We start from the raw sequence: 26,405 nt of genomic DNA, 5'->3' as shown, positions 1-26,405 counted from the left end.
CCTGCGGGCGTTTTCGGCGTCCCACGCCCCAGAGCCAGCGCCTGCTCTTGAGCCCTACGGGGCTCATTTGCGTTTTCAGGCAGTCAATAAGCCGCACATTCGCCATACAGGAGAAGCTACATGGATTTAAACGCTGAAATGGATCACTTGATCAAGACCTCGCAGTCATGGATCCCGATGATCATGGAATACGGCAGCCGGGTGTTGCTGGCGGTGATCACCCTGGCCATTGGCTGGTGGCTGATCAACGTATTGACCCACCGCGTGGGCCGCCTGCTGGCCATGCGTAACGCGGACCTGGCGCTGCAGCACTTCATCACCAGCCTGGCGAACATCGCGCTGAAAGTCATGCTGATTGTCAGTGTGGCCTCGATGATCGGCGTGGCGACCACGTCGTTCGTCGCCGCCATCGGTGCCGCTACCCTGGCCATCGGCCTGGCGTTGCAAGGCAGCCTGGCGAACTTTGCCGGTGGTGTGCTGATTCTGTTGTTCCGCCCGTTCCGCATTGGTGACTGGATCGAGGCCCAGGGCACCTCCGGGACCGTCGATAGCATCCAAATCTTCCACACCGTGCTGCGTACCGGTGACAACAAGACCGTCATCGTGCCCAACGGCATCCTGTCCAACGGCATCATCACCAACACCAACCGTCAGCCGACCCGCAAGGTGGTCTTTGATGTGGGTGTGGACTACGAGGCGGATCTGCAAAAGGCTCGTGAAGTGCTGCTGGAGCTGTCAAAAGATCCGCGTGTACTGACGGATCCTGCTGCGGTGGCCGTGGTGTCGACCTTGGGCGATAGCTCGATCACTGTTTCCCTGCGCTGCTGGACCAATACCCCGGATTATTGGGATGTAGTGTTCATGTTGAATGAACTGGCGCGTGATCGTTTAAAGGCTGCGGGGATTGATATTCCATTTTCGCAGCGCGTTATTCGAGTGATGCAGGAAGCAGCTCCGAAGTAAGTGAAAGAAGCGCGTTTAACTTGGCCGAAAGGTCAGGTTAAACGTGTCACTTGAATCTCGTTAGTTAGCTTGCTAGTTATTTGCTGAAATAAAACTGCAATGAAAAAGCCGCTCCCTTGTAAACAGGGGAGCGGCTTTTTTGTTTAAGGCCGGAGCCTTAAGTCATCGTTGTAATTGAACCGGCAATTACAAGATGTTCAGCGGGTATTGCGCGATCAGACGCAGTTCGTCGAGGGAACCCGAGTAAACCTGATCAGATGAGCGATAGGTCGCCTGACGTACGCGCAGGCTCAGGTCTTTGGCTGGACCGCTCTGGATCACGTATTTGGCTTCGATGTCGCGTTCCCACTCTTTACCATTGTTAGTGGTCGAGGTGTTGGCGCCGGTACCTTTCACATAACGAGTCATGAAGCTCAGGCCTGGGATGCCAAAGGTCGCCATGTTCAGGTCATAGCGAGCCTGGTAGGACTTCTCGTCTTCAGCGTTGAAGTCGGAGCGGGCGATGGAGTTGGCCAGGAAAATCGTGCCGCCGCCGTCTACGCCGTAGCCGTACTGGCCGTCGCCGCTGACCTTCTGTGCTGCCAGGGTGAAGGTGTGAGCGCCAATGGTGTACGCGCCTTGCAGGCTGAACGCACGGTTGTCGAGCTTGGTGGTGCTGTCTTTGTCAGCACGGACCAGGCCGGCGCCGTCGCTCTTGGTGTCGTAGATGTTGAAGTCGACAGCCACGGACTGGTCATCGCTGAGCGCGTGGGTCCAGTTGACGTTGGCGTAGATCTTCTTCCAGTAGTCTTCCACTTTCGAGTAGTAGAGGCTGGTGGTGAACTCTGGGGTCCAGGAGTACACGCCGCCCACGAAGTTGGCGTCTCGCAGGCCACGGCTCGAGCCTGGTTCGGAGCTGGCGATACTGTCGCGGTAGGTTTGATCCTGGGCAACGATCGAGGTGAAGTGACCGGCTTCCAGTTTCAGATCTTTGATTTCGTTGCTGGTGATGGAGATGCCTTGCGGCAGTTCCGGCAGCAAACGGCTGTCATCGGAAGCGAACACTGGAGCGGTGGTGTACTGATCACCGATCTTCAGGACCGTATTGGACATACGGAACTTGATGGCTGCGCCGCCTTTGGAGTAGTCATCCTGCGAACGGCCGTCGGAACCCTCTGGGAACAGACCGGTGCCGGCACGGCCTTTGCCGCTGTCCAGCTTGACGCCCAGCAGGCCGATCACGTCGACACCGACACCGATGGTGCCTTGGGTGTAACCCGAGCTGAAGAGGCCGTGGAAGCCAAGGCCTGTTTCTTCGATACGGCTTTGTTCTGCACCGTGGTTACGGCGGTCACGGCTGAAATACAGGGCCCGCGTCAGAATGCTGGCTGTACTGTCCTCGATAAAGCCCTTGGAATCGTCCTGGGCGGACGCCATTGCGAACTGCGAGGTGCCTGCTGAAACAGCCAGGGCGATCATGCTCCACTTCATCACGCGCATCGTGATTTGCTCCTTTGGTTTTAGGAAGAGTACTGCCGTCCCACCTGTATTTTTATCTGGGCGGCTCTTTCTTTTTTGTGTCGGCGCAAAGTTATATCACGCAGACTCTATTGACGATACTTACCCATCTTTCCTTTCAGCTTCTTTACGAGGCTGTCGTAAATTGCTAGTTCCATGTCGCAAATTCACAGTCCGAATGTAACGGGACTGACAACTTCAATGCTGTTTTCAAACGTCTTTCAGAGTTTGTCGTCTTCCTTGGTATGCATTGAAACGCCACTGTTTTTTATCGCGAAACACTCACTTCCCTGCAGGTGCCGTTGTCGACGATAGGGGGGTGAATGCAACAAGCGCGCCCAAACTGGTAACTGAATGTCATTTTTTCGTGAAAAACGTTACGACGGTGTAAAAACCGCATAAGTACGGGCTTTTTACGCCGTTTGGTTTGGGCTTGACGCCCGTGTGTTACCGCTGTTGGGGGGGCAAAAAAAACGTTGCCCGAGGAAAACGTTACCGGTCCACCCCCATGAGTGGGTAGTTGGCGGATCTCTTTGAGGCACAAGTGGGTCATTTTGGTGCATCCCGGTGAGGCCCGAGTTAGCGTAGCTCAATTATTCGCCTGCATCGAAAGGGTGCGGTTTTTTTCTCCGGATGCGCCGGGGCTCTCCCGTATTCGCCGTGAAGCCGCCTGCATTCAAAGGTATGCTGGGCGCCGGAACTTGACCTGCCAAACGGAGTGCCCGTGGTGTTCGCCTTAGACCAACGCCTGCAACAAGACACACTGGTGATCGGGGACTTCCCGTTGTGCCGCCTGCTGCTGTCCAATGACTCGAATTACCCCTGGTTCATCCTGGTGCCACGCATCAACGGTATCAGCGAAGTGTTTCAGCTGGATGTCGCAGATCAACAGATCCTCTGGAAGGAAACTACGTTGCTGGCGCAGTTACTCAACGAAGGCCTGGGCGCCGACAAGATGAATATCGGTGCGCTGGGCAATGTCGTCAGCCAATTGCACGTGCATGTGATCGTACGTAAGCGTGATGACGCCGCGTGGCCTGCGCCGGTTTGGGGCAAGCATCCGGCCCAGCCGTACACTGAAGAACAAGTGGCGGCCATTCGTGTGCGCCTGCACGCGTTGCTGCCTGCCGACTTTATCTTTACCCAGGGTTGAACCATGGACTTGCAAGACCGCGTTACCGATCTGGAGAGCCGCCTGGCCTTTCAGGACGACACCATCGAGACCCTCAATGACATCCTGGTCGTCCAGCAGCGCGCGGTTGAACGCCTGCAGCTGCAGATGACCGCGCTGCTCAAGCGTCAGGAAGAAATGGGCGGCCAGTTCGAGACGTCCGAAGAAGAGGCGCCGCCACCGCACTATTAATCCGAGTGCAATAAAAAACCGCGACCCAGCCAAGGCTGGATCGCGGTTTTTTTGCTGCGACGGCTGGAATCAGCGACGCGGCAGGGCTGCGATCACGTCTTCGGCTTGCAGGCCTTTGTCGCGATTCATCACGGAGAACTCCACGCGCTGGCCTTCCACCAGGACGCGATGACCTTCGCCACGGATAGCCCGGAAGTGGACGAAGATGTCGTCGCCCGAATCGCGGGAAATAAAGCCGAAGCCTTTGGAGGTGTTGAACCACTTGACGGTACCGGTATCCCGATTGGTCATGTCGTAGTTTTGCGACGCGGCCGCCGGGGACGAACGGTAGAAGCTGATGGCCAGGTGAAGAACGATAGCGACCACAGCAATCACCAGGCTGAGCAGGATGGCCGGATGGCCGCCCACTTCAGGCATAGGTGCCAGGAGGGTGAGGGTTTGTACGACAACGGTCAGTACCAGCAGCGCGCTGACCAGGTTTTGCAGTTGATGACGTGTGCCTTTGTTCCAGTAAGGGATTACGGGAGCGAGCGTCAGGTTAAGAAGGCCGAACAAGGCCAGGTACAGAGCGTCGTGTTGTTGCAGGTAGGGCAGGCTTTCAGGCTGCAGGCTCGGGATAAAGGACAGCAGCAACGCTGCAACGCCCGTTAGCAGGTGGACGATTTTCAACATTTTGATTAACTCACGTTAAGACGGATCACAAGGAAGAGCTGACTGGCACGGTTCGCTTCTGAACAATGGGAGGCGTTGGGCACGTGCGCGGGTATCAGCCTATGCCGCTTGCCGTGGAAATTAACGACGGCGACACGCTGCCTATTTAACAGCAAAGGCCGTGCCTACTCAAATCGAGCATTTTCCGCGGTTGAAAGGGGCGTGGCATTTCTGCGTGAAACGCTTGTCCTAGACATGTGCAGGGGTTTCTGGCGGCCTTAAAGAAAATTTCCGACATGCCCAAAGGCTTGTACTGCACGGGCTGACAGGTCGTGCAGGGGCGATTTGCCGCATGTCGCCCGAGGGTGTCGGGCTGCGTCTCTGCGGCGCTCTTGCTAGAGTAGTCGTGCACCTGATCAATGAATGCTTGTCAATTGAAGGGGATAAACATGGCAATCGATATCGGTATCAGTGAAGAAGATCGTAAATCCATCGTCGATGGGCTTTCACGGCTGCTTTCCGATACCTATGTACTGTACCTGAAGACCCACAACTTCCATTGGAACGTCACGGGCCCCATGTTCCGTACGCTGCACCTGATGTTCGAAGAGCAGTACAACGAACTGGCGCTGGCGGTGGACGCCATAGCCGAGCGTATCCGTGCCCTGGGTTTTCCGGCACCGGGCGCCTATTCGATCTACGCCCGCCTTTCCTCCATCAAGGAAGAAGAGGGTGTTCCCAGCGCAGAAGAGATGATCAAGCAACTGGTGGCGGGCCAGGAGGCGGTCACGCGTACCGCACGTGGTATTTTCCCGTTGCTCGACAAGGTCAGCGATGAGCCGACCGCGGACCTGCTGACCCAGCGCATGCAGGTTCACGAGAAAACCGCGTGGATGCTGCGTTCCCTGCTCGAAAGCCAGTAAACGACAGCCACAGTGGCGCCGTTGTGGCGCCACTTGCTTGTTTCCACGCATTTCCTGGCGTTGTCCTACGCCTATCAACGCCCCGTCTTCTGGCTGCCTGCCTCGTCCTGCTGTCTTATAGGGCCACTGTCCAATGGGAGAACCCATGGGCTGTTGTTTGGCAATGGAGTGTCAGGTGTATGTCACGTGGAGTGGATGTGGGAGTGATGGAAACCGGTGGTTTCCACAAGATAAGCGTCGACCCCTTCGCCAAGGGGTTCGATATGGGGCTGGCCAAGCCATTGTCCCGATCGGTAAGGCTCAACGGATTTTCCACTTGTCTTCGGCTTGAGCAGATCTATTGGAATATCCTCACGGAAATAGCCAGGATCAATGCCTGCTCTGTCAGTGCATTGCTGTCCTATGTCGATCGGGAAGTGCACTTGCGGTATGGAGGAGTGAAGAACTTCAGTGGGTTGGTCAGGGTAGTGTGTGTGGTTCATCTGTTAAAGGGCCGTGCTGCCTCGCCAAGCCCTGAGTAATCGGCAGGCCTCGGGGCCGGTCCACTGTCGAGGTGGGCCTGCCCCGGGCAGAAAGCCGGCTGCGCTGCCTTGATTTACCAGATATAATCCCGCGCTTTGCTGCTGCCGGGGCTTTCTCCCTCTGCTCTTTATCAGGAGCGGGCGCGGCACAGTAACGATCGACCGCCGAGACATCGCCATGCCCATGTATGACTATCAATGTGCTTCCTGTGGACATCAGTTGGAAGCCATCCAGAAGATCAGCGCAGCGCCGCTGGTCGATTGCCCGGCCTGCCAGGCACCCGAGCTCAAGAAGATGTTGTCCATGCCGGGCTTCCGCCTGAGCGGCAGCGGCTGGTACGAGACCGATTTCAAGACCGGTTCGAAGAAGAACCTGGCGGGCGGCGACAAAGCAGACTGAGTTGAACTCCATGCGCAGGCTCCTGCATTATCCGTCCCCTGCTTTAATGTACGGTGACGAGGCAGGCCTCCACCGAATTTCGAATTACGAGAAGTGAAACCACTACCATGATGCGCAGCCACTATTGCGGCCAACTGAACGAGACCCTGGATGGTCAGGAAATCACCCTTTGCGGATGGGTTCACCGTCGCCGCGACCACGGCGGGGTGATCTTCCTCGATATCCGTGATCGTGATGGCCTGGCCCAGGTGGTATTCGATCCGGATCGCGCCGAAAGCTTCGCCGCCGCTGACCGTGTGCGCAGCGAGTACGTCGTGAAGATCACCGGCAAGGTTCGCCTGCGTCCGGCCGGTGCCGTGAACGCGAACATGGCGTCCGGTGCGATCGAAGTGCTGGGCTACGAGCTGGAAGTACTGAACGAATCGGAAACCCCGCCGTTCCCGTTGAACGAATACTCCGACGTCGGCGAAGAAACCCGCCTGCGCTACCGCTTCCTGGACCTGCGTCGTCCGGAAATGGCCGAGAAGCTGCGCCTGCGTTCGCGCATGACCACCAGCATCCGCCGCTTCCTCGACGAGAACGGCTTCCTTGACGTCGAAACGCCTATCCTGACCCGGGCCACCCCGGAAGGCGCGCGTGACTACCTGGTGCCTAGCCGTACCCACGCCGGCAGTTTCTTCGCCTTGCCGCAGTCGCCGCAGCTGTTCAAGCAGCTGCTGATGGTGGCCGGTTTCGACCGTTACTACCAGATCGCCAAGTGCTTCCGCGACGAAGACCTGCGCGCCGACCGCCAGCCGGAATTCACCCAGATCGACATCGAGACCAGCTTCCTCGATGAAAAAGAGATCATGGGCATCACCGAGCAGATGATCCGCAACCTGTTCAAGGAAGTGCTGGACCTGGAGTTCGGCGAATTCCCGCACATGACCTTCGAAGAAGCCATGCGCCGCTACGGTTCGGACAAGCCAGACCTGCGTAACCCGCTGGAACTGGTGGACGTGGCCGACCAGCTCACCGAAGTTGATTTCAAGGTGTTCAGCGGCCCCGCCAACGACCCGAAATGCCGCATCGCCGCCCTGCGCGTGCCTGGCGGCGCGAGCATGCCGCGCAAGCAGATCGACGACTACACCAAGTTCGTCGGCATCTACGGTGCCAAGGGCCTGGCGTATATCAAGGTCAACGAGCGCGCCAAGGGTGTTGAAGGCCTGCAGTCGCCAATCGTGAAGAACATCCCGGAAGCCAACCTCAATGTGATCCTGGATCGCGTGGGCGCGGTCGACGGCGACATCGTGTTCTTCGGCGCCGACAAAGCCAAGATCGTCAGCGAAGCCCTGGGCGCGCTGCGGATCAAGCTGGGCCACGACCTGGACCTGCTGACCTGCAAGTGGGCACCGATGTGGGTCGTCGACTTCCCGATGTTCGAAGAGAACGATGACGGCAGCTTCAGCGCCTTGCACCACCCGTTCACCGCGCCGAAGTGCTCGCCCGAAGAGCTGGAAGCCAACCCGGCAGGCGCGCTGTCCCGCGCGTATGACATGGTGTTGAACGGTACTGAGCTGGGTGGCGGTTCGATCCGTATCCACCGCAAAGAGATGCAACAAGCGGTCTTCCGCCTGCTGGGCATCAACGAAGCGGAACAGGAAGAGAAGTTCGGCTTCCTGCTCGACGCCTTGAAATACGGTGCGCCGCCCCACGGTGGCCTGGCTTTCGGCCTCGACCGCCTGGTGATGCTGATGACCGGTGCCCAGTCGATCCGTGAAGTGATCGCGTTCCCGAAAACCCAGAGTGCTGCGGACGTCATGACCCAGGCTCCGGGTGTGGTGGATGCCAAGGCATTGCGCGAGCTGCATATCCGCCTGCGCGAGACGCCGAAGGCTGAGTAAGGCTGCTGCGTGAAAGCGCACTGAGGTTTACGCAGTCTAAAAAGGCGCATCTTCGGATGCGCCTTTGCGTTACAAGGGGTGTATCCCACCCGGGGTGGGGTTGATAAGGTTTCTAGAGAATTTCGGAGTTGTGTTATGGCTGGCCATTCCAAGTGGGCGAACATCAAGCACCGCAAAGAGCGTCAGGATGCCAAGAAAGGCAAGATTTTTACCAAGTGGATCCGTGAGCTGACGGTCGCTGCCCGCCAGGGCGGGGGTGACCCGGGCTCCAACCCGCGTCTGCGCCTGGCCCTGGACAAGGCCCTCGGCGCCAACATGAGTCGTGACATTATCGACCGTGCCGTGGCCCGTGGGGCCGGCGCTGCCGACACCGACGACATGGTCGAGTTGACCTACGAAGGCTACGGCCCGGGTGGCGTGGCGGTGATGGTCGAATGCATGACCGATAACCGCAACCGTACTGCCGCCGCCGTGCGTCATGCGTTCAGCAAGTGTGGCGGCAACCTGGGGACTGACGGTTCGGTGGCCTACCTGTTCGAACGCAAGGGGCAGATCTCCTTCGCGCCGGGTGTGGATGAAGATGCGCTGATGGAAGCGGCGATGGAGGCGGATGCCGACGACGTGGTGACCAATGAAGATGGCTCCATCGACGTGTTTACCTCGTTCGCCGGCTTCTACGCCGTGCGTAATGCCCTGGAAGCGGCCGGTTTCAAAGGCTCCGACGCCGAGATCGTGATGCTGCCGACCACCAGTGCCGAGCTGGACCTGGACGGTGCGCAGAAAGTGCTGAAGATGCTCGATATGCTCGAAGACCTGGATGATGTACAGAACGTGTATTCCAACGCCGACATCCCGGAATCCGTGGCCGAACAGCTAGGCTGAAGAATGACGTAGATCCAAATGTGGGAGGGGGCTTGCTCCCGATGGCGGTGTATCAGTCAGCCTATGTCTAACTGGACGATCGCCATCGGGAGCAAGCCCCCTCCCACATTAGAACTACGATGTATCAAAAAATGTGTTTATCCGACCTGCAGGCGTTATGACTTTAATCCTAGGTATCGACCCCGGTTCGCGCATCACCGGTTTTGGTGTGGTGCAACACACCCCGCGCGGCTGCGTCTACGTCGCTTCGGGCTGTATCCGTACCGGCGCAGGCGAGTTGGCTGAGCGCCTGCAGATCGTCTATCGCGGCGTGCGTGAAGTGATCCAGACCTACGGACCGGTCACCATGGGCATCGAAAAAGTGTTCATGGCAAAAAACGCTGACTCAGCCCTTAAACTCGGACAAGCCCGTGGCGCCGCCATCGTGGCAGGGGCCGAAGAGGGCATGGAAATCGCCGAATACACCGCGACCCAGGTCAAGCAGGCCGTGGTCGGCACCGGTGGGGCCAATAAAGAGCAGGTGCAGATGATGGTCATGCACATGCTCAAGCTCACCTCAAAGCCGCAGATCGATGCCTCCGACGCCCTGGCCATTGCCATTTGCCATGCACACACGCGCTCCAGCCTGCTGCCTCACGGCCTGGGCATGGCACGCAGTCGTGGCGGGCGCCTGCGTCTCTGATAGCATCAGCGCAATCGTTATTTCCGGTCAGGCCTCGCTCTGACCCCAAGCTTTAAGGATCTGAACCGTGATTGGACGCTTGCGCGGCACCCTGGCTGAGAAACAGCCGCCGCACCTGATTCTGGATGTAAACGGGCTGGGGTATGAGCTGGAAGTGCCCATGACCACCCTGTACCGCCTGCCGTCGGTCGGTGAACCTATAACGCTGCATACCCATCTGGTGGTGCGCGAAGACGCGCAACTACTCTATGGTTTCATTGGCAAGCGCGACCGCGACTTCTTCCGCGAACTGATTCGCCTTAATGGCGTGGGGCCTAAATTGGCCCTGGCGTTGATGTCGAGCCTGGAAGTGGATGAGCTGGTACGAGCCGTTTCGGCCCAGGACACCTCAGCGCTGACCAAGGTACCGGGCGTGGGCAAGAAAACCGCCGAGCGCCTGTTGGTAGAACTCAAGGACCGCTTCAAGGCCTGGGAAGTGGTGCCGAGCATGTTCGCCCTGGTGCCGAACCAGCCGGATATGCCGGCGGGCCAGGTCGCGAGTGCTGAAAGCGACGCCGTCAGTGCGCTGATCTCCCTGGGCTACAAACCCCAGGAGGCCAGCAAGGCCGTCTCGGCCATCAAGGACAAGAACCTGAGCAGCGAAGACATGATCCGCCGAGCCCTGAAGGGAATGATTTAAGTGATTGAAGCTGATCGTCTGATCGCGGCCACCGGGCCTCGTGACCGTGAAGAAGTCCAGGACCGCGCCATCCGGCCCTTGAGCCTTGCCGACTACATCGGCCAGCCCACCGTGCGCGAGCAGATGGAGTTGTTTATCCAGGCCGCGCGCGGGCGCAGTGAGTCCTTGGACCATACCTTGATCTTCGGCCCGCCGGGGCTGGGTAAAACCACCCTGGCCAACATCATTGCCCAGGAAATGGGCGTGTCGATCAAGTCCACCTCCGGCCCGGTGCTGGAGCGGCCAGGTGATTTGGCGGCGTTGCTCACCAACCTCGAGCCCCATGACGTGCTGTTCATCGACGAGATCCACCGGCTCTCGCCTATCGTCGAGGAAGTGCTGTACCCGGCGATGGAAGATTTCCAGCTCGACATCATGATCGGCGAAGGCCCGGCGGCCCGCTCGATCAAGCTCGACTTGCCACCGTTCACGCTGGTGGGCGCGACGACCCGTGCGGGCATGCTGACCAACCCGCTGCGAGACCGTTTCGGCATCGTTCAACGTCTGGAGTTTTATAGCACTACCGATCTGGCGACCATTGTCAGCCGTTCGGCCAGTATTCTCGGCCTGCCCCTGGACCCGGAGGGCGCGTTTGAAATCGCTCGTCGGGCCCGGGGCACGCCACGGATTGCCAACCGCTTGTTGCGTCGTGTGCGTGACTTTGCCGAAGTACGGGCCAAGGGGCATATCACCAAGGCCGTGGCGGACCTGGCCTTGAACCTGCTGGATGTGGACGAGCACGGCTTCGATCATCAGGATCGACGCCTGCTCTTGACCATGATCGAGAAGTTCGACGGCGGCCCGGTGGGTGTCGACAGCCTGGCGGCGGCCATCAGTGAAGAGCGCCATACCATCGAAGATGTGCTGGAGCCGTACCTGATCCAGCAGGGCTATATCATGCGTACGCCAAGGGGGCGGGTGGTGACGCGCCATGCCTATCTGCACTTCGGGTTAAACATTCCGTCACGATTGGGGGAGATGCCCGTGGTAGACGAATTCCTTGATGCAGTGGACGATTAAAAGCTTCACGCCAGTCGATTTATTCGATGTTTGTGCTGTCCTAGTGGCTGGCGTCGTCATTCAGTCACTGGATATGTTTTTCGAGAATGAAAAAACAGTTGCCCCACCGGATTGGCAACCTGAGGAGTAAGCACTAGAGTATGCGCGCGCAAAACGGGGATCAGTCGTTCGCACATCGCTGTCGCGTTTATTACGAGGACACCGATGCCGGCGGCATCGTGTATTACGTCAATTATCTCAAGTTCATGGAGCGGGCTCGTACCGAGCGGCTACGGGAGCTGGGCTTTGCCCAATCCCAGCTGGCAGGGGAGGACCTGTTATTCGTCGTGCATTCCAGCGAGGCGCGTTACCACGCACCGGCGCGACTGGACGACGAGCTGCTGGTCAGCGCTGAAGTAATCGAATTGAACCGTGCCAGCCTGCGTTTCAAGCAGCAGGTCAGGCGGGCAACGGATGCAACGCTGCTCTGTGAGGGGCAGTTCCTGGTGGCGTGTGTGCGCACCAATAGTTTGAAGCCTCGGGCCATTCCCGAAACTCTACGTGCGGCCTTTGCCGCCGTGAGCGGCGCGGGTAAACAATCAAAGCAGGAGATTTAGCGTGGAACCTACCGTCGTCGACCATTCCTCCATGTGGAGCCTGGTCAGCAATGCCAGTGTCGTGGTTCAACTGGTGATGCTGACCCTGGTAGCCGCATCGGTTACCTCTTGGGTCATGATTTTTCAGCGCAGCAACCTGCTGCGCGCCGGTCGACGTGCCCTGGAGAGCTTTGAAGAGCGCTTCTGGTCGGGTATCGACCTGTCCAAGCTGTACCGCCAGGCCGGCAGCAACCCGGACCCGGACTCGGGCGTCGAGCAGATCTTCCGCGCGGGCTTCAAGGAATTCTCGCGCCTGCGCCAGCAGCCGGGTGTTGATCCGGAAGCGGTCATGGAAGGCGTGGCCCGTGCCATGCGCGTCGCCATTTCCCGTGAAGAAGAGAAACTGGAGCAGAGCCTGCCGTTCCTCGCTACCGTCGGTTCCGTCAGCCCGTACATCGGCCTGTTCGGTACGGTGTGGGGGATCATGAACTCGTTCCGCGGCCTGGCCCAGGCCCAGCAAGCGACCCTGGCCACCGTGGCCCCGGGTATTGCCGAAGCCCTGATCGCCACCGCGATCGGCCTGTTCGCCGCTATCCCCGCAGTAATTGCCTACAACCGCTTTGCTGCAACCAGCGAAACGTTGATCAGCCGTTACTACACCTTCGCCGATGAGTTCCAGGCGATCCTGCACCGTAAAGTGCACACCAGCGAAGAATAAGCAGGTAATTCCCAATGGCTTTAATCGCTCGAGCTCGCAAAAAGCGCAAGCCGGTCGCCGAGATGAACGTAGTACCCTACATCGACGTGATGCTGGTGCTGCTGGTGATCTTCATGGTGACCGCGCCGATGCTCAACCAGGGCGTGAAGGTTGATCTGCCCAAGGTTTCCAGTGAAGCCTTGCCGCAGGACAACAACACTCAGGTCCTGACCATTTCGATCAAGGCTGACAAGACCTATTACTGGAACCTTGGCAGCGAAGTCGACACCCAGAAGCAACAGGACAAGGCCTTGACCCTGCCGGCGATGACCGATGCGGTGACCAAGATCATTCGCTCCGGCAACGAAGGCGGCAAGCACACCCAGGTGTTCATCCGCGGCGACAAGTCGGTCGACTACGGTTCCGTCATGGGCGCCATGGGCGGGCTGCAGAAGGCCGGCGTCGGTAACGTTGGCTTGATTACCGAGGCGCCCTGATGCACCAACAGCGAGAGCCGTCCGCCTCGGAAAGCTTCTTCTGGCCTAGCGTCTGGGCAATTGCCCTGCACGTCCTGGTCTTTGGCATGCTGTTCGTCAGCTTTGCCATGACTCCGGACCTGCCGCCAGCCAAGCCGATCGTGCAGGCGACCCTGTATCAGCTGAAATCGAAAAGCCAGGCCACCACCCAGACCAATCAGAAGATTGCGGGTGAGGCCCAGAAGTCGGCTGCGCGCCAGACTGAAGTCGAACAGATGGAACAGAAGAAGGTCGAGCAGGAAGCGGTGAAGGCTGCTGCGGAACAAAAGAAAGAAGAGGCGGCTCAAAAGGCCGAGGAATCGAAAAAGGCTGACGAAGCCAAGAAGGCCGACGAGGCGAAAAAGGCTGATGAAGCCAAGAAAGCCGAGAAAGCTGCCGAAGCTAAAAAAGCTGAAGAGAAACAATTGGCTGATATAGCCAAGAAGAAATCTGAAGAAGAAGCCAAGAAGGCTGCCGAAGAAGAGGCCAAGAAAAAGGCCGCTGAAGACGCCAAGAAGAAAATAGTCGAAGACGCGAAGAAGAAAGCCGCCGAAGACGCCAAGAAAAAAGCTGAAGCAGACGAGGCGAAGAAGAAAATCGCCGACGACGCGAAGAAGAAAGCTGCCGCCGATGCCAGCAAGAAAAAGGCCCAGGAAGCAGCGCGTAAATCCGCCGAAGAGAAAAAGGCCCAGGCCTTGGCAGATTTGCTCTCCGACACGCCGCAGCGTCAGCAAGCCTTGGCCGATGAGCGTGGTGATGAAGTCGCGGGCAGTTTCGACGACCTGATTCGGGCGCGGGCAGCAGAAGGCTGGACACGTCCACCTTCGGCACGCAAAGGCATGACAGTAGTGCTGCAGATCGGCATGTTGCCGGACGGTACGGTGACTTCGGTCAGCGTGGCCAAGTCCAGTGGTGACGGTTCGTTCGACAGTTCGGCGGTTGCCGCGGTCAAGAATATTGGCCGGTTGACCGAGATGCAGGGAATGAAACCAAGCGACTTCGCTCCCTATCGTTCATTCAAGATGACATTCACACCTGAGGATCTAGCCTTGTGAGAAACCTTCTTCGAGGAATGCTTGTCGTTATTTGCTGTATGGCAGGGATAGCGGCGGCGGATGAAAAGAACATCCTGGTCACCAGCGGCAGCGATCGGGCCACCCCGATCGCGGTAGTGCCGTTTGGCTGGCAGGGCGGCAGCGTGCTGCCGGACGACATGGCCCAGATCGTCAGCGACGACCTGCGCAATTCCGGTTACTACGCACCGATTCCGAAAGGCAACATGATCAGCCAGCCGACCCAGGCCAGCGAAGTCATCTTCCGTGATTGGAAAGCGGTGGGCGCGCAGTACCTGATGGTCGGCAGCATCACGCCGGCCGGCGGTCGCCTGCAGATCCAGTACACCTTGTTCAACGTGGCCACTGAGCAGCAGGTCCTGACCGGCAGCGTATCGGGTACCGCCGAACAACTGCGCGACATGGCCCACTACATCTCGGACCAGTCGTTTGAAAAACTCACCGGTATCAAGGGGGCGTTCTCGACACGCCTGCTTTATGTAACGGCCGAGCGTTTCTCCGTAGACAACACTCGCTACACCCTGCAGCGTTCGGACTACGACGGTGCGCGGGCAGTGACCTTGCTGCAATCCCGTGAGCCAATCCTGTCGCCGCGCTTCGCGCCGGACGGCAAGCGTATTGCCTACGTGTCTTTCGAACAGAAGCGTCCGCGTATCTTCGTCCAGCACATCGATACTGGCCGTCGTGAGCAGATCACCAACTTTGAAGGCCTCAACGGTGCACCGGCCTGGTCGCCGGATGGTTCGCGCCTGGCATTCGTACTGTCCAAGGACGGCAACCCGGACATCTACGTGATGAACATGGCTTCGCGCCAGATCAGCCGCGTGACCAGCGGTCCTGGTATCAATACCGAACCGTTCTGGGGCAAGGATGGTTCGACCATCTACTTCACCTCGGACCGCGGCGGCAAGCCACAGATCTACAAGACCAGCGTTGGCGGTGGGGGCGCGGAACGCGTGACCTTTATCGGTAACTACAACGCCAATCCTAAGCTTTCGGCTGATGAAAAGACGTTGGTGATGATTCACCGTCAGGATGGTTTCACTAATTTCCGGGTTGCGGCCCAGGATTTGCAGCGTGGAACGGTAAAAATCCTCACAGATACCAACCTTGATGAGTCAGCTACTGTTGCGCCCAACGGCACCATGGTAATCTACGCCACCCGCCAGCAGGGCCGGGGAGTCTTGATGCTCGTGTCCATTAATGGACGCGTAAGGCTCCCGCTTCCTACCGCACAAGGCGAAGTCAGAGAACCGTCCTGGTCCCCTTACCTGAACTGACGCGGCGCTACAAAAAGAAGTACTTAACACACTGGGGTTCATTAGGAGTTTCACGATGGAAATGCTGAAGTTTGGTAAGTTTGCTGCTCTGGCTCTGGCTCTGTCCGTAGCCGTTGGTTGCTCGTCTAAAGGCGGCGACAATGCCGGTGAAGGCGCAGCTGTTGATCCAAACGCTGGTTACGGCGCTAACACTGGTGCAGTTGACGGCTCCCTGAGCGAAGAAGCTGCTCTGCGCGCTATCACCACTTTCTACTTCGAATACGACAGTTCGGACCTGAAACCAGAAGCCATGCGCGCTCTGGACGTTCACGCGAAGGACCTGAAAGCTAACGGCGCTCGCGTTGTTCTGGAAGGTAACACTGACGAACGTGGTACTCGTGAGTACAACATGGCACTGGGCGAGCGTCGTGCGAAAGCCGTTCAGCGCTACCTGGTACTGCAAGGTGTTGCTCCAGGCCAACTGGAACTGGTTTCCTACGGTAAAGAGCGTCCAGTTGCTACTGGCCACGACGAGCAGTCCTGGGCTCAAAACCGTCGCGTCGAACTGCGTAAGTAATTCGTCATGCGAACGTGCCGTCGTGCTCTAACTGTATTGGCTCTCAGCCTCGCCCCGCTTGCGGTGTGGGCTGCGGTTCCTGTGGAAGATAGCAACTCTGGCTATAACAATAGCGGGAGCAGTTATCCGCCAGCGGGTTATGGCACGAATGGCGCCTATGCTGGGGGGGCGGCTACGTCCGCTCCCTCGGCACAGGGCGAACTGTTCAACCAGCTGCAACGCATGCAGGATCAATTGGCGCAGCAACAAGGCACCATTGAAGTTCTGCAAAATGAGGTGCGTCAGCTGAAGCAGGAAGGCCTGGAGCGTTACCAGGATCTTGATCGACGTATAGGAGCCGGTGTTACACCTGCCGCTACTCCTGATAATTCTTCTGCCGGTGGCGCGCCCAGCGCGGCTATCGGTGGTGCAGCAGCAGGGGCCGCCGCTGCGAGCCAAGCCCCTGCCGCCAGCAGTGAACCGGGTGATCCGGCGAAGGAAAAGCTGTATTACGATGCAGCCTTCGACCTGATCAAGGCCAAGGATTTCGATAAGGCCAGCAAAGCCTTTACCGCCTTCCTGGGCCGCTACCCAAACAGCCAGTACGCGGGCAACGCCCAATACTGGTTGGGCGAGGTGAATCTGGCAAAGGGTGATCTGCAGGGGGCGGGCCAGGCATTTGCCAAGGTCAGCCAGCTGTACCCCAAGCACGCCAAGGTGCCCGACTCGCTGTATAAACTCGCTGACGTAGAACGCCGCCTGGGTCATACCGACAAGGTCAAAGGCATTCTGCAGCAGGTTGTAGCCCAATATCCGGGTACCTCCGCTGCACAGTTGGCCCAACGGGATCTGCAACGCTTGTAAGCGATGCAGCCGTTTAGAAGAAACCCGCGCCTGGCGCGGGTTTTTTCGTTAGAATCCACGCCCTTTTATGACACACGCTTCCTGGGGCCTACGCGTTGGCGGGGTTCCTTGAAGTGCCTGACGGAGGCGGACAGCCTGTTTAGCTGTTACGCCCGTGGCGACTATGCAAGACACATTACGCATCACCGAAGTTTTTTACTCGTTACAGGGTGAAACGCGAACCGCTGGCCTGCCCACGGTTTTTGTGCGCCTGACCGGTTGCCCCTTGCGTTGCCAATACTGTGACAGCGCCTACGCCTTCAGTGGCGGCACTGTGCGCACCCTCGAAGACATCCTGGAGCAGGTTGCCGGCTACCGGCCCCGCTACGTCTGTGTAACGGGTGGCGAGCCCCTGGCCCAGCCCAACGCCATCCCCTTGCTCAAACAGCTGTGTGATGCAGGTTACGAGGTCTCCCTGGAAACCAGTGGGGCCCTGGATATTTCCGCTGTAGACCCGCGTGTCAGCCGAGTAGTTGACCTCAAGACGCCGGGCTCCAAGGAAGTGCACCGCAACCGCTACGAGAACATCGAACTGCTGACGCCCAACGATCAGGTCAAGTTCGTGATTTGTTCCCGTGAAGACTACGACTGGGCCAATTCCAAGCTGATCCAGTACGGCCTTGACCGCCGTGCCGGTGAGGTATTGTTCTCTCCCAGCCACCACGACCTGAACGCGCGCGATCTGGCCGACTGGGTGGTTGCCGATAACCTGCCCGTACGCCTGCAATTGCAGCTGCATAAATACCTGTGGAACGACGAACCGGGGCGCTGAGATGACTGATCAAAAGCGCGCGGTCATCCTGCTGTCAGGTGGCCTCGATTCCGCAACGCTAGTGGCCATGGTTCGCGCCGAAGGTTACAGCTGTTACACCATGAGCTTCGACTACGGTCAGCGCCACCGCGCCGAGCTGGATGCAGCCGCCCGTGTGGCCCGAGACTTGGGCGTGGTCGAACACAAGGTGATTGGCCTGAACCTCGACGGCATGGGTGGCTCGGCCTTGACCGACAGCACTATCGACGTCCCAGAGGCCCCCACCCAAGGCATCCCGGTTACCTACGTACCGGCACGCAACACCGTGTTCCTGTCCCTGGCCCTGGGCTGGGCGGAGGTTCTGAGTGCCCGTGACATCTTCATCGGGGTTAACGCGCTTGATTACAACGGCTACCCGGACTGCCGCCCCGAATACGTCGAGTCGTTCGAGCGTATGGCCAATTTGGCGACAAAAGCCGGGGTAGAAGGGCAGGGTTTCCGGATCCAGGCACCGCTGCAAAACCTGAGCAAGGCCGCTATCGTGAAGGCTGGCGTAGGACTCGGTGTCGATTACTCGCTGACAGTTTCCTGCTATCAGGCAGACGATGACGGCCGTGCCTGTGGGAAATGCGACAGCTGCCGGCTGCGTGCAGAGGGCTTCCAAATGGCCGGAATTACGGACCCGACGCGTTATTTCTGATTTATTTCAAATAAGGTGTTGAATAATCCTTAGAAATCAGTATTATACGCGCCACCACACAGCGGGTCGTTAGCTCAGTTGGTAGAGCAGTTGGCTTTTAACCAATTGGTCGTAGGTTCGAATCCCACACGACCCACCATTTTTGGCGGTTTAGAAAATCCGGAAGGCCCACGCAAGTGAGGATTTCCGGGTTTTTTTTTGCCTGCGATTTGGTGCTTACCTGCCGGTGCGCAATGCACCCAAGCTATACCAGCATTTGGCAAACCTCCCTGTTGACTCTCCTGTTACGGGCACACCCTATCCTGCCCGCTCGACTTTTCAGGATGAAGTGATGATGAGCAAGCGAGTACTGGTGATTCTGGGGCACCCCTCAACCGACAGTTTCTGTGGGGCATTGACCGACACCTATGTGAAGGCGGCCACAGAGGCCGGGCACGATGTGCGTCTGTTACGCCTGGATGCACTGCGGTTTGATCCAGTGCTGCACGATGGCTACAAACAGGTTCAGTTGCTGGAGCCCGATCTGCTCAAGGCCCAGGCCGATATCACGTGGGCTGAGCACCTGGCGTTTGTCTATCCCATCTGGTGGGGCGGAATTCCGGCCCTGATGAAAGGCTTCTTCGATCGAATATTCCTTCCCGGATTTGCCTTCAAGTATCGCGAAGGCAAAGCCTTTCCCGACAAGCTTTTGAAGGGGCGCACGGCCCACCTGCTGGTCACGATGGATACCCCGCCGTGGTACTACAAGTGGGTCTACTGCATGCCGGGCCTGCACCAGATGCGCAAGACTACCCTGGAGTTCTGCGGCATCAAACCATTGAAGACCCTCACGTTCGGGCCGATCCTCGGTTCCGGCGACTCCCAGCGCGAAGCCTGGCTCAAGCAAGCCCAGGCTATTGCTTGCCGCTGACATAGCCGTTGCACAGCATCGCCTTGCAGCAGGCGATGCCGGCTTTATCCCTGCCAATTACACTGCCTTTTGCCACCTTCGGGTTTCCGACCCCGTAGACATGTGTGAAGATGCGGCGCGCCAAAGTACGCGCCTCTTCTGCGCCATAAAAAAAGGACTTTTACATGTATATCGGCAAAGCTGCCCAGTTGTCGGGCACGACAGTCAAGACGATCCGCCACTATGAAGACATTGGTTTGCTGCCGCCGCCGGTGCGCGAAGGGAAGTATCGGGTCTATAGCCAGCAAAGCGTTGAGCTGCTGACGTTTATCAAATGCGCTCAGCAGTTGGGCTTCAAGCTCAAGGAAATGCAGGCGATCCTTCAGGATCACCGGGGCCAGGAGCTGCCGTGGGATTTGGCCAACCAGGCGATTGCGGATAAAAAGCTGGAACTGAAAAACCAGATCGAAGGCTTGCAAAGTATCTACGACGGCCTTGAACAGTTCGAGAGCAGCCTCAAGGACGCCCAGTATCAATGCCAGTTTGAACATCTTTCCAAAACGGCCTGAACGAACGTGCTGCATGACCTCATGAAGCGTTGTGTGCTGTTCGGAAACGCCGGCAACCCCTGGTTACTCAATGGCTATGGCCGGCGTCGTCCGTTCCAGCCTCTAGCTCAAGGCGCCCTCGCGTCCTGGGTGCTCGCGTTCATCAGTGCGCTGCTCGGGCACAATGGCTGCAAAGAACCACGGAGATATCAAGGTCACTAACAGGATGGTCATGACGCCGCTGGAGAAGAGGGCCAGCGCTACCAGTGTTCCCAAGTCAATGACCGGCTTGTAGGCGGAAAACAGCAGGGCAAGGAAGCCCACCGAGAAAATCACCACGTTGACCACTGTCGAACGCCCGACACTGTGCATCGCCGTCAGGATCGCCTCGTCCACGTGGATACCTTGCTGAACCAGCAGCTTGATGCGCGACAGCAGGTGCACCGCGTAATCCACCACACCCACGACCAGGAACGTCACCAGCGTCGTGCCGATATTCAGCTCGATGCCCAACAGGTACATAAAGCCATACACCGTCACCGACGTGGTCAGCAGCGTCAGCATGCCCAGAATGCCCAGCCGGACGGACTTCAGCCAGAACATCATCATCAGCGTGACCACCAGCAACGCGAGCGAGAAGCTCAGGACCTGGCCCTGGGTGATCTCGGCCAATATGCCGGTCCATATTTTTGGCGTACCGGCATGGGTAACCTGCAGATTGGCCGGCTTGTTTACCAGCAGCCAGGCGTCCAGGCGATCGAGCATGGCCTTGTAGTCGCTGGCCACCGAAGAGGTCATGGTGTAGAGCGTCAAGGCCTTGGAGTAGTCGGCATTCAGTACGTTCTGCAAGTCTGAACCACCGCCGTTCTCGAACATCATGATGTGTTGCTCGATAAGCGAGTTACCGTCGACCTCAAAGGTTTCCGCCTGCCCCTCATCGTTGACCGATGTCACCTGCTCCAGGGCCTGTGGGACCCGCAGGTACTCGGGGTTCATATCATTGAGCACCAGGTTCATGCGCTTGACGTAAGCCGCCACCGAATAGGTGTAACTGACGTTTGGCTGAGACTTGAGAAAATGATCGAGCTTGTCGAGGAACTGCACGGTCTCCGTGGTCAACGCCCCACGCGGGGTCTTGGTGTCGAACGCGATCCAGCCGGGGGACGTGCCCGCGATCCGGGAGCGGTTGATGAACTCATCGGACACGCGCACCGGGCTGTCTTTCTTGAAGTAGGCGATGCCCGAGTCTTCGATATCGACCATGAAGGTAAACACCGTCATCAGTGCCAACAACGGCAAGCTGACCAGCAGCACCGGTTTGCGCCAGCGGATCAGGCGGGCACAGAAAGCTACCAGGTAGCGCGAGATGATCGACTCTTTGTGCACGGTTTTACGCGGCGGCTGATCTTTGCCCCAGATGGAAATCCACGCCGGAATCAACAGCAGCGAGATGATCAGGGCGGCCGTCAGCCCGATGGACATGAACACCCCGAAGTTTCGGATGCTGACGATGTTGTTGGTGGTGGAGATCATAAAGGTGGCGATGGTGGTCACGGTGGTCAGCACCACCGGTACGACCATGCGGCGCATGGTCTCGCGGTTGGCCTCGCGGTACGTCTTGCCGGCATTGAGTTGCTCATAGTACTCAGCCATCACATGTATCGCGTCGGCGCAGCAGATGGTGAACAAAAATACCGGCAGCACACTGGTGAGCAGGTCGATGGGCACTTTTAACAAGGCCATCAGCCCCAGCGTCCAGATCGTGCAGAAGAGGATATTGAACAGCGGCAGGAACACACCCAGCGGCTTGCGAAAGAAAAACACCAGCATGGAAGTCACAAGCAGGAACACGATAGGAAACAGCAGCGCCAGGTCGTGATCGATGATCTCTTGTTGGGCTGCGATGAAGATCGGCGTCCCGGCAATAAACACTTCATCGGTGAATTGCGGATGTTTGCTCTGATAGTCCGCGACGATCTGGCGTACCTGCTGGTACGCCCGCAGTTGCGCCTGGGCGTCGTCCTGCTTGGTGCCCAGCTCGGCCACCACCACCGCGACTTTCTTGTCAGGGGAGACCACCCCGCCGACCATTTGCTCGTTGCCCATGATCTGCGCTTCGACGACCTGCGGGTCCATGTCCAGGCCGTGCAGGGTCTTGTGAATCCACAGTTCGCCATCGGCGCTCAGGCTGATGTTTTCCAGGTCGGCCATCGAGGCCATTTCCTGGATGGGGTTAATCCGCTCCGCCAGGAACGTCAGAAACTGCTGGTCTCGTTCTGCCCAGCCCTGGTTGCGGGCGTGATCGCGCAGGGCTTTGGCTTGGGCATAGTCGTTTTGGTTAAACCCGCCGCCGAGGATATCGCTGGCCAACAGTTGGGCGCGGCTGTCGTTTTCGTGCTGGCCGACAACACGACGCAACTCGACTTCATCGTCGGCATTGGCCAGCATCAGCCGGCGAAGGGCCTGGGAGATTTCGAACTGCGCGTTGAGCGACTGCGTGTTAAATACACTGTGCGCATTGCTCTGGGCCACCATGACCGAGTCATAGGTGCCGGTGAACTCGTGCTGCAGGTCGATAATGGTTTTGCGCGCCGGGTGGCTTTCCTTGAGCAAGTAGGGGTTGGTGTCCGACATCAGCGAGCCGAGGGTATAGGTGAAGTAGGCCGTGATCGCCACCAGCACAAATACAATCGTGCGCGCATAACGCTCAACGAAGTTCAGGTATCGTTCCATAGTTCAATCGGTTCCACGAAAGGCAGGCGCAGTATTCAGCGGGCGGATACGGCAAATTCAGGCAGGTCGCCGGTTTTCAGGCCGCGCTTGATTGCGGTCTGGTTGAACAGCCAATCGTCCAGTTCGACGTTGTACTGCAACTGGTTGAACCGCAGTTGGGAGCGCGTGCCGGCGATGAAGTCTTCGGTTTCGCTGAGGGTGATGCTGTCGATTTGATCGACCGTCTCGACTTTCAGCGTACGCATCTGCTTGAACATCACGCCTTTGACGTCGAAGAAATCCTGGCGCATGACCAGGTTGTTTTGCTTGTCGATCCACACCTTGAGCTGGTTGTAGCCAGTCTTGGCGAGAATCTGCGCAGACACCGGCGTGCGCTCGATGACGTAGCACTCGCGCCCGCCCATGGTCTCCTCGCCCACCAGTGTCTGGCGGTAGTCTTCGGCGCGGATCTTGTCCAAGTCCGCGTAGGAGTAATCGCTGCCCATAAACGCGCCACGCTTATCGGTGGTCGAGATCCGACGGGTCTGTCGGCTGACCGGCAGGTACATCCACTGGCTGTCCTCGGCATTCAGTGCTTCGTGGGGGTTTTCGATGTGGAAGGCGACGTTGCGCACATCGTTGGGCGCCGAGAAGTACATGGTGAACTTGTCACTGTCCGAGTAATCCTTTTGCAGGTAGCTGAACTCCCGCACCCGGCTATTGCCTTGCTTGTCGAGCAGGATCAACGACACCTGCGACATGAAACTCTTGCCGTCATTGCGGTCACGGGCCTGACGAATGATGTCGTCGGCGTTCGGGGCGGCCAATGCCCCCATGCTGGTCAGCATCAGGAGGCTGGCGGTCAAGACCTTGAGGGGCGGCAACATAGAATTTCCTTTTCTTGAAGAGGGTTTTATTGAGATCAGTTCAGGGCTCAGAACAGGTAGCCGGCGGACACGCGCAGTTGATCGCGTTGGCGGTACTGGCCAAAAGTGCGGTCTTCCTTGCCAAAAAACACATCCACCTCCAGGCCCAGCTTCAGCCAGTCCACTGGGGTGTAGGTGAAGATGCCTTGCAGCAAAGCGTCGTCTTTGGCAGGCGGTGACATGGCCAGGACCAGGCGGGACTTGAGGCGGTCACGCAGGTGATTGCCCTCGGCGGACAGGGTGAACAACGGCTGGCGTTTGTCCTGCACCATGCCCATTTGCCAGTCCAGTAACTGCTGCTCCTGCCATTGCACGGAAATCAGCCAGTTGCGCAGCAGGTAGTCGACCCCCAGCAATGACTTGACCATTGGGCTCTGGCTGCTGCCGCGGGTGCGGTAGGGGTTGGTGACGTGCCAGCGGTCGAAGTAGGCCACCTCGCTGCGCACCACGAAGCTGTGGCCGGCATCGATCGCCAGGCCTGCGCCGCCCATGCTGTAACGTGGGAACTGGCGCTCCAGGAGCACGCGCTGATCGTCGGCGATGCCTTCGACCGCATACACCGGGTCCTGCTGGCGGGCGTTGAGGGCGACAAAACTGGCGTCCACCGAGCCGATCCTGCCGTTGGCGCTCATGCCATAGGAAAAACCTTTCTGCCCGCTGTAGTCCGGCTTCGAATCGATCACGAACAGGTCCGGGTCCGGGACTGCGAACAGCGGTGCGTCGAACTCGCTGCCCTGGGCCGGTGCCTGGTTTTTCAGGAAGTCGGTGATCCACAGGGCTTCCACTTCCCACTCGCCCACGGGCTGGGTCAGGCGCACCATCGGCACGGCGATGCGGCTGTCTTCAAGCAAGGCCGTGACCCCTTCGCGATAGTCGATGGGGTTGACCTGGTCCAGCACCCGCAGTTCGTCGGCGCGGCCCCAGACCACTTGCTGCCAACCTACGGTGACTTCACCGTCGCCCAGGTACTGGCCCCAGTAGAGGTGTCGCCAGTCGGCACTGAAGCGGTATTCATCCCGTGCCTCCTGGCTGTAAGGGTTATGCCCGTCATAGCGCGCGTCGTAGCGCACCCGGCCCTTGGCCTTGTAGTAGCCGCTGTCCCAGTTGTCTTCCAGGTTGGCCTTGAAATACGCCGCCTTCTGGGTGACAGGATCGTCGCCGTGCAGGCGCAAGGCACTGGCCAGTCCTACTTCCGCATCGGCATGGGCGGGCAACAGGTCTGCACCGGCCAGTCGCGGCGCCAGCGATACCAGGCCGAGCAACAGGCTGCGCGTGAACAATGCTGTGCTCATGACTACATCCCCAACCCGGCGCCGCCATCGATCATCAGGCTCTGGGCCGTGACCCCGGAGGCCTCAGGGCTGACCAGGTAACGCACCATGGCGGCGACTTCGTCGGCCTGGATAAAACGGCGCAAGGGCAGCTTTTTCTTGGCATTGCGCAGGATTTGCTCCTGGCTGATCCCGGCAATACTGGCTTGCGTTGCCAGCTCGCCCTGCAGCATCGGCGTATCGATCCAGGCTGGCAGAATCGCGTTCACGGTAATTCGGCGCGGCGCCAGGTCCAGTGCCAGAGCCTTGGTCATGCCGATAATGCCGTGCTTGGAGGCACAGTACGCGGTGTTGCGGACCTTGCCGATGCGACCAAGGATCGACGACAAGTTGATGATGCGGCCGCGATCCGCCAGCAGTGGCAGGCACAGCGAGGTGACATAAAAGGTGCCGTTCAGATTGACGGAAATCACCTTGTGCCAGTTGTCCAGGTCCTCTGGTTCATTCTCGTTGCAGACCCCGGCGCTGTTGACCAGTACATCGATAAAACCGAGGCGCGCCGACAGGTCGTTGAATAACCCCTGCACGCTGGCAAGGTCAGCGATATCGACGCCATGGGTCTCGACGCTCGCGGCAAAGGTTGCGGCGCCGACCCAGTCCTGCAGCGATGCCACGTCACGGTCCACCAGGATCAAGCGGTGGGCCGGGTCGTTGGCGAAATGTTCCGCCACTGCCCGGCCGATACCGTTGGCGGCGCCGGTAATCAAAAACGTTCTGGGTGTATTCATGGCATTTTCAGCCCGCCGTTGACCGACAGTACTTCGCCGGTCACATAGGTTGCGCGCTCGGCGAGGTACAGCACGGCTTCGGCAATGTCCTCCGGCACGGCAAAACGCTTGATCAACAGTCGCGACTGCACTTCCTGCTCGTGGGTTTCGAGCAAGGCGGCGGTCATGTCGGTGCTGACGATTCCCGGTGCGACCGCGTTGACGCGGATATTGCGCGGTGCCAACTCAACCGCCAGGGCGCGTGTCAGTGCCTCCACACCGCCCTTGGCGGCGGCGTAGCTGCTTTGCCCTTTGCCAGGCTTTTGCGCAGCCACTGAACTGAGGTTGATGATGCAGCCTTGACGCTGGCGCATCATGCCGGGCACCACCTGCTGGCAGCAGAGCAGAGTGCCGATCAGGTTGGTCTGGATCACCGCGCAGATGGCCTCGGTGGAGAGTGTCGCCAGCAATCCATCGCGCGTGATGCCGGCGTTATTGACCAGCAGGTCGATGCGCTCGAAGCGCTGTTCAACCTGTTCGAAAAACACCTTGATGCTGTGGGCGTCACTGATGTCGCACTGCGCCGTGAAGCATTCGCCACCGAGCTTTTCGACTTCATCACGTACCGCCAGGGCCGCCGCTTCGTCACGCACGTAGTTGAACGCGACCTGGTAGCCGGCCTCGACCAGTGCCAGGACGACCGCTTTGCCGATGCCGCGACTGCCTCCGGTGACTACCGCTGTTTTAGAAGACATGGCCG

The 26,405-nt window shown here is 58.7% G+C and carries 29 protein-coding genes and 1 tRNA gene; 23 read left to right on the top strand and 7 right to left on the bottom strand.

Features of this window, described 5'->3' with window-relative positions:
• Positions 1-120: 120 nt before the first annotated feature.
• Complete coding sequence (locus tag F6S08_RS23845; protein ID WP_315872406.1) at positions 121-963, top strand: mechanosensitive ion channel family protein; 843 nt, start codon at positions 121-123, stop codon at positions 961-963.
• A 186-nt stretch (positions 964-1,149) separates the two neighbouring features.
• Here F6S08_RS23845 and F6S08_RS23840 read toward each other — a convergent pair whose 3' ends face one another.
• On the bottom strand, positions 1,150-2,442 hold the full coding sequence (locus tag F6S08_RS23840) for an OprD family porin (RefSeq protein ID WP_027605533.1): 1,293 nt from the start codon (positions 2,440-2,442) through the stop codon (positions 1,150-1,152).
• 745 nt (positions 2,443-3,187) lie between these two features.
• Between F6S08_RS23840 and F6S08_RS23835 the strand changes: the two genes are divergently transcribed.
• Together F6S08_RS23835 and F6S08_RS23830 are read left to right on the top strand one after the other, a co-directional pair.
• Positions 3,188-3,613 carry an HIT domain-containing protein gene (locus F6S08_RS23835; RefSeq protein WP_065925937.1) on the top strand — a complete coding sequence of 142 codons (426 nt, stop codon included), beginning with the start codon at positions 3,188-3,190 and terminating at the stop codon, positions 3,611-3,613.
• 3 nt (positions 3,614-3,616) lie between these two features.
• Positions 3,617-3,823 carry a SlyX family protein gene (locus tag F6S08_RS23830; RefSeq protein ID WP_065925891.1) on the top strand — a complete coding sequence of 69 codons (207 nt, stop codon included), beginning with the start codon at positions 3,617-3,619 and terminating at the stop codon, positions 3,821-3,823.
• 69 nt (positions 3,824-3,892) lie between these two features.
• Here the strand turns inward: F6S08_RS23830 and F6S08_RS23825 are convergent, their stop codons facing one another.
• Positions 3,893-4,495 (bottom strand): cold-shock protein, encoded by a 603-nt coding sequence (locus tag F6S08_RS23825; protein WP_005790922.1) that lies wholly within the window; start codon positions 4,493-4,495, stop codon positions 3,893-3,895.
• Between the two features lie 428 nt (positions 4,496-4,923).
• On the opposite strand from F6S08_RS23825, the gene F6S08_RS23820 reads away from it, so the two are divergent.
• The 20 genes from F6S08_RS23820 to F6S08_RS23725 all read left to right on the top strand — a co-directional run bounded on the left by F6S08_RS23820 (position 4,924) and on the right by F6S08_RS23725 (position 19,990).
• Positions 4,924-5,397: a Dps family protein gene (locus tag F6S08_RS23820; RefSeq protein ID WP_065925892.1), complete on the top strand. Its 474-nt coding sequence runs from the start codon at positions 4,924-4,926 to the stop codon at positions 5,395-5,397.
• Between the two features lie 179 nt (positions 5,398-5,576).
• Complete coding sequence (locus tag F6S08_RS23815; protein WP_065925893.1) at positions 5,577-5,918, top strand: ribbon-helix-helix domain-containing protein; 342 nt, start codon at positions 5,577-5,579, stop codon at positions 5,916-5,918.
• A gap of 178 nt (positions 5,919-6,096) precedes the next feature.
• Positions 6,097-6,318 (top strand): FmdB family zinc ribbon protein, encoded by a 222-nt coding sequence (locus F6S08_RS23810; protein WP_010208103.1) that lies wholly within the window; start codon positions 6,097-6,099, stop codon positions 6,316-6,318.
• 107 nt (positions 6,319-6,425) lie between these two features.
• Positions 6,426-8,201 carry an aspartate--tRNA ligase gene (gene aspS / locus F6S08_RS23805; protein WP_027605538.1) on the top strand — a complete coding sequence of 592 codons (1,776 nt, stop codon included), beginning with the start codon at positions 6,426-6,428 and terminating at the stop codon, positions 8,199-8,201.
• Positions 8,202-8,336: 135 nt separating this feature from the next.
• Complete coding sequence (locus tag F6S08_RS23800; protein ID WP_027605539.1) at positions 8,337-9,083, top strand: YebC/PmpR family DNA-binding transcriptional regulator; 747 nt, start codon at positions 8,337-8,339, stop codon at positions 9,081-9,083.
• Between the two features lie 157 nt (positions 9,084-9,240).
• Positions 9,241-9,765, top strand: a complete 525-nt coding sequence (gene ruvC, locus F6S08_RS23795; protein ID WP_315872405.1) for a crossover junction endodeoxyribonuclease RuvC — start codon at positions 9,241-9,243, stop codon at positions 9,763-9,765.
• Positions 9,766-9,832: 67 nt separating this feature from the next.
• The gene (gene ruvA, locus F6S08_RS23790; protein ID WP_003175802.1) at positions 9,833-10,444 is read left to right on the top strand and encodes a Holliday junction branch migration protein RuvA; all 612 of its coding nucleotides are present in this window, start codon (positions 9,833-9,835) and stop codon (positions 10,442-10,444) included.
• Positions 10,445-11,503: a Holliday junction branch migration DNA helicase RuvB gene (gene ruvB / locus F6S08_RS23785; protein ID WP_065925895.1), complete on the top strand. Its 1,059-nt coding sequence runs from the start codon at positions 10,445-10,447 to the stop codon at positions 11,501-11,503.
• A gap of 140 nt (positions 11,504-11,643) precedes the next feature.
• Complete coding sequence (gene ybgC / locus F6S08_RS23780; protein WP_032890914.1) at positions 11,644-12,099, top strand: tol-pal system-associated acyl-CoA thioesterase; 456 nt, start codon at positions 11,644-11,646, stop codon at positions 12,097-12,099.
• Position 12,100: 1 nt separating this feature from the next.
• The gene (tolQ, locus tag F6S08_RS23775; RefSeq protein ID WP_053135845.1) at positions 12,101-12,796 is read left to right on the top strand and encodes a protein TolQ; all 696 of its coding nucleotides are present in this window, start codon (positions 12,101-12,103) and stop codon (positions 12,794-12,796) included.
• Positions 12,797-12,819: 23 nt separating this feature from the next.
• Positions 12,820-13,272, top strand: coding sequence for a protein TolR (tolR, locus tag F6S08_RS23770; protein ID WP_161793227.1), 453 nt, complete (start codon positions 12,820-12,822; stop codon positions 13,270-13,272).
• Entirely contained in the window at positions 13,272-14,345 is a 1,074-nt protein-coding gene (gene tolA / locus F6S08_RS23765) for a cell envelope integrity protein TolA (RefSeq protein ID WP_027605542.1), read from the top strand. Before tolR ends, tolA begins: the two co-directional genes overlap by 1 nt.
• 17 nt (positions 14,346-14,362) lie before the next feature.
• Positions 14,363-15,643, top strand: coding sequence for a Tol-Pal system beta propeller repeat protein TolB (gene tolB, locus F6S08_RS23760; RefSeq protein WP_043293513.1), 1,281 nt, complete (start codon positions 14,363-14,365; stop codon positions 15,641-15,643).
• Between the two features lie 55 nt (positions 15,644-15,698).
• Complete coding sequence (pal, locus tag F6S08_RS23755; protein WP_003209827.1) at positions 15,699-16,199, top strand: peptidoglycan-associated lipoprotein Pal; 501 nt, start codon at positions 15,699-15,701, stop codon at positions 16,197-16,199.
• Positions 16,200-16,205: 6 nt separating this feature from the next.
• On the top strand, positions 16,206-17,042 hold the full coding sequence (gene ybgF / locus F6S08_RS23750; protein WP_027605544.1) for a tol-pal system protein YbgF: 837 nt from the start codon (positions 16,206-16,208) through the stop codon (positions 17,040-17,042).
• Between the two features lie 163 nt (positions 17,043-17,205).
• Positions 17,206-17,853 (top strand): 7-carboxy-7-deazaguanine synthase QueE, encoded by a 648-nt coding sequence (queE, locus tag F6S08_RS23745; protein WP_027605545.1) that lies wholly within the window; start codon positions 17,206-17,208, stop codon positions 17,851-17,853.
• Between the two features lies 1 nt (position 17,854).
• Positions 17,855-18,532, top strand: coding sequence for a 7-cyano-7-deazaguanine synthase QueC (gene queC / locus F6S08_RS23740; protein WP_065925898.1), 678 nt, complete (start codon positions 17,855-17,857; stop codon positions 18,530-18,532).
• Positions 18,533-18,595: 63 nt separating this feature from the next.
• Positions 18,596-18,671: transfer RNA gene (locus F6S08_RS23735), tRNA-Lys, on the top strand.
• Positions 18,672-18,863: 192 nt separating this feature from the next.
• Positions 18,864-19,442: an NAD(P)H-dependent oxidoreductase gene (locus tag F6S08_RS23730; RefSeq protein ID WP_065925899.1), complete on the top strand. Its 579-nt coding sequence runs from the start codon at positions 18,864-18,866 to the stop codon at positions 19,440-19,442.
• Positions 19,443-19,606: 164 nt separating this feature from the next.
• Complete coding sequence (locus F6S08_RS23725) at positions 19,607-19,990, top strand: MerR family transcriptional regulator (protein WP_074847541.1); 384 nt, start codon at positions 19,607-19,609, stop codon at positions 19,988-19,990.
• A 102-nt stretch (positions 19,991-20,092) separates the two neighbouring features.
• Here F6S08_RS23725 and F6S08_RS23720 read toward each other — a convergent pair whose 3' ends face one another.
• From F6S08_RS23720 to F6S08_RS23700, 5 genes are read right to left on the bottom strand one after another with little or no spacing between them, the layout of a single operon-like run.
• The gene (locus F6S08_RS23720; protein WP_315872404.1) at positions 20,093-22,702 is read right to left on the bottom strand and encodes an efflux RND transporter permease subunit; all 2,610 of its coding nucleotides are present in this window, start codon (positions 22,700-22,702) and stop codon (positions 20,093-20,095) included.
• A gap of 35 nt (positions 22,703-22,737) precedes the next feature.
• Positions 22,738-23,568 carry an outer membrane lipoprotein-sorting protein gene (locus F6S08_RS23715; protein WP_074847539.1) on the bottom strand — a complete coding sequence of 277 codons (831 nt, stop codon included), beginning with the start codon at positions 23,566-23,568 and terminating at the stop codon, positions 22,738-22,740.
• A 47-nt stretch (positions 23,569-23,615) separates the two neighbouring features.
• Positions 23,616-24,899, bottom strand: coding sequence for a DUF1302 family protein (locus F6S08_RS23710; RefSeq protein ID WP_074847538.1), 1,284 nt, complete (start codon positions 24,897-24,899; stop codon positions 23,616-23,618).
• Between the two features lie 2 nt (positions 24,900-24,901).
• Positions 24,902-25,666, bottom strand: a complete 765-nt coding sequence (locus F6S08_RS23705; protein WP_074847537.1) for an SDR family NAD(P)-dependent oxidoreductase — start codon at positions 25,664-25,666, stop codon at positions 24,902-24,904.
• Positions 25,663-26,400 carry a 3-oxoacyl-ACP reductase family protein gene (locus tag F6S08_RS23700; RefSeq protein WP_074847536.1) on the bottom strand — a complete coding sequence of 246 codons (738 nt, stop codon included), beginning with the start codon at positions 26,398-26,400 and terminating at the stop codon, positions 25,663-25,665. The genes F6S08_RS23705 and F6S08_RS23700 overlap by 4 nt, the downstream gene beginning before the upstream one ends.
• Positions 26,401-26,405 lie beyond the last annotated feature (5 nt).

The organism is Pseudomonas sp. JV449 (genome assembly GCF_032424295.1).
Taxonomy (GTDB): domain Bacteria; phylum Pseudomonadota; class Gammaproteobacteria; order Pseudomonadales; family Pseudomonadaceae; genus Aquipseudomonas; species Aquipseudomonas marginalis.
The sequence above is the reverse complement of the archived record's forward strand: the minus strand, read 5'-3'. Positions and strand labels throughout refer to the sequence as shown.

Coding starts and splice junctions, on each gene's coding strand:
- F6S08_RS23845 (WP_315872406.1), top strand. CDS start 121: ATGGATTTAAACGCTGAAATGGATCACTTGATCAAGACCTCGCAGTCA.
- F6S08_RS23830 (WP_065925891.1), top strand. CDS start 3,617: ATGGACTTGCAAGACCGCGTTACCGATCTGGAGAGCCGCCTGGCCTTT.
- F6S08_RS23825 (WP_005790922.1), bottom strand. CDS start 4,495: ATGTTGAAAATCGTCCACCTGCTAACGGGCGTTGCAGCGTTGCTGCTG.
- pal (WP_003209827.1), top strand. CDS start 15,699: ATGGAAATGCTGAAGTTTGGTAAGTTTGCTGCTCTGGCTCTGGCTCTG.
- tolB (WP_043293513.1), top strand. CDS start 14,363: ATGCTTGTCGTTATTTGCTGTATGGCAGGGATAGCGGCGGCGGATGAA.
- queE (WP_027605545.1), top strand. CDS start 17,206: ATGCAAGACACATTACGCATCACCGAAGTTTTTTACTCGTTACAGGGT.
- F6S08_RS23705 (WP_074847537.1), bottom strand. CDS start 25,666: ATGAATACACCCAGAACGTTTTTGATTACCGGCGCCGCCAACGGTATC.
- F6S08_RS23800 (WP_027605539.1), top strand. CDS start 8,337: ATGGCTGGCCATTCCAAGTGGGCGAACATCAAGCACCGCAAAGAGCGT.
- ybgC (WP_032890914.1), top strand. CDS start 11,644: ATGCGCGCGCAAAACGGGGATCAGTCGTTCGCACATCGCTGTCGCGTT.
- F6S08_RS23715 (WP_074847539.1), bottom strand. CDS start 23,568: ATGTTGCCGCCCCTCAAGGTCTTGACCGCCAGCCTCCTGATGCTGACC.
- queC (WP_065925898.1), top strand. CDS start 17,855: ATGACTGATCAAAAGCGCGCGGTCATCCTGCTGTCAGGTGGCCTCGAT.
- F6S08_RS23810 (WP_010208103.1), top strand. CDS start 6,097: ATGCCCATGTATGACTATCAATGTGCTTCCTGTGGACATCAGTTGGAA.
- F6S08_RS23720 (WP_315872404.1), bottom strand. CDS start 22,702: ATGGAACGATACCTGAACTTCGTTGAGCGTTATGCGCGCACGATTGTA.
- tolA (WP_027605542.1), top strand. CDS start 13,272: ATGCACCAACAGCGAGAGCCGTCCGCCTCGGAAAGCTTCTTCTGGCCT.
- ybgF (WP_027605544.1), top strand. CDS start 16,206: ATGCGAACGTGCCGTCGTGCTCTAACTGTATTGGCTCTCAGCCTCGCC.
- F6S08_RS23730 (WP_065925899.1), top strand. CDS start 18,864: ATGATGAGCAAGCGAGTACTGGTGATTCTGGGGCACCCCTCAACCGAC.
- aspS (WP_027605538.1), top strand. CDS start 6,426: ATGATGCGCAGCCACTATTGCGGCCAACTGAACGAGACCCTGGATGGT.
- F6S08_RS23725 (WP_074847541.1), top strand. CDS start 19,607: ATGTATATCGGCAAAGCTGCCCAGTTGTCGGGCACGACAGTCAAGACG.
- F6S08_RS23840 (WP_027605533.1), bottom strand. CDS start 2,442: ATGCGCGTGATGAAGTGGAGCATGATCGCCCTGGCTGTTTCAGCAGGC.
- F6S08_RS23815 (WP_065925893.1), top strand. CDS start 5,577: ATGTCACGTGGAGTGGATGTGGGAGTGATGGAAACCGGTGGTTTCCAC.
- F6S08_RS23700 (WP_074847536.1), bottom strand. CDS start 26,400: ATGTCTTCTAAAACAGCGGTAGTCACCGGAGGCAGTCGCGGCATCGGC.
- F6S08_RS23710 (WP_074847538.1), bottom strand. CDS start 24,899: ATGAGCACAGCATTGTTCACGCGCAGCCTGTTGCTCGGCCTGGTATCG.
- F6S08_RS23820 (WP_065925892.1), top strand. CDS start 4,924: ATGGCAATCGATATCGGTATCAGTGAAGAAGATCGTAAATCCATCGTC.
- ruvC (WP_315872405.1), top strand. CDS start 9,241: ATGACTTTAATCCTAGGTATCGACCCCGGTTCGCGCATCACCGGTTTT.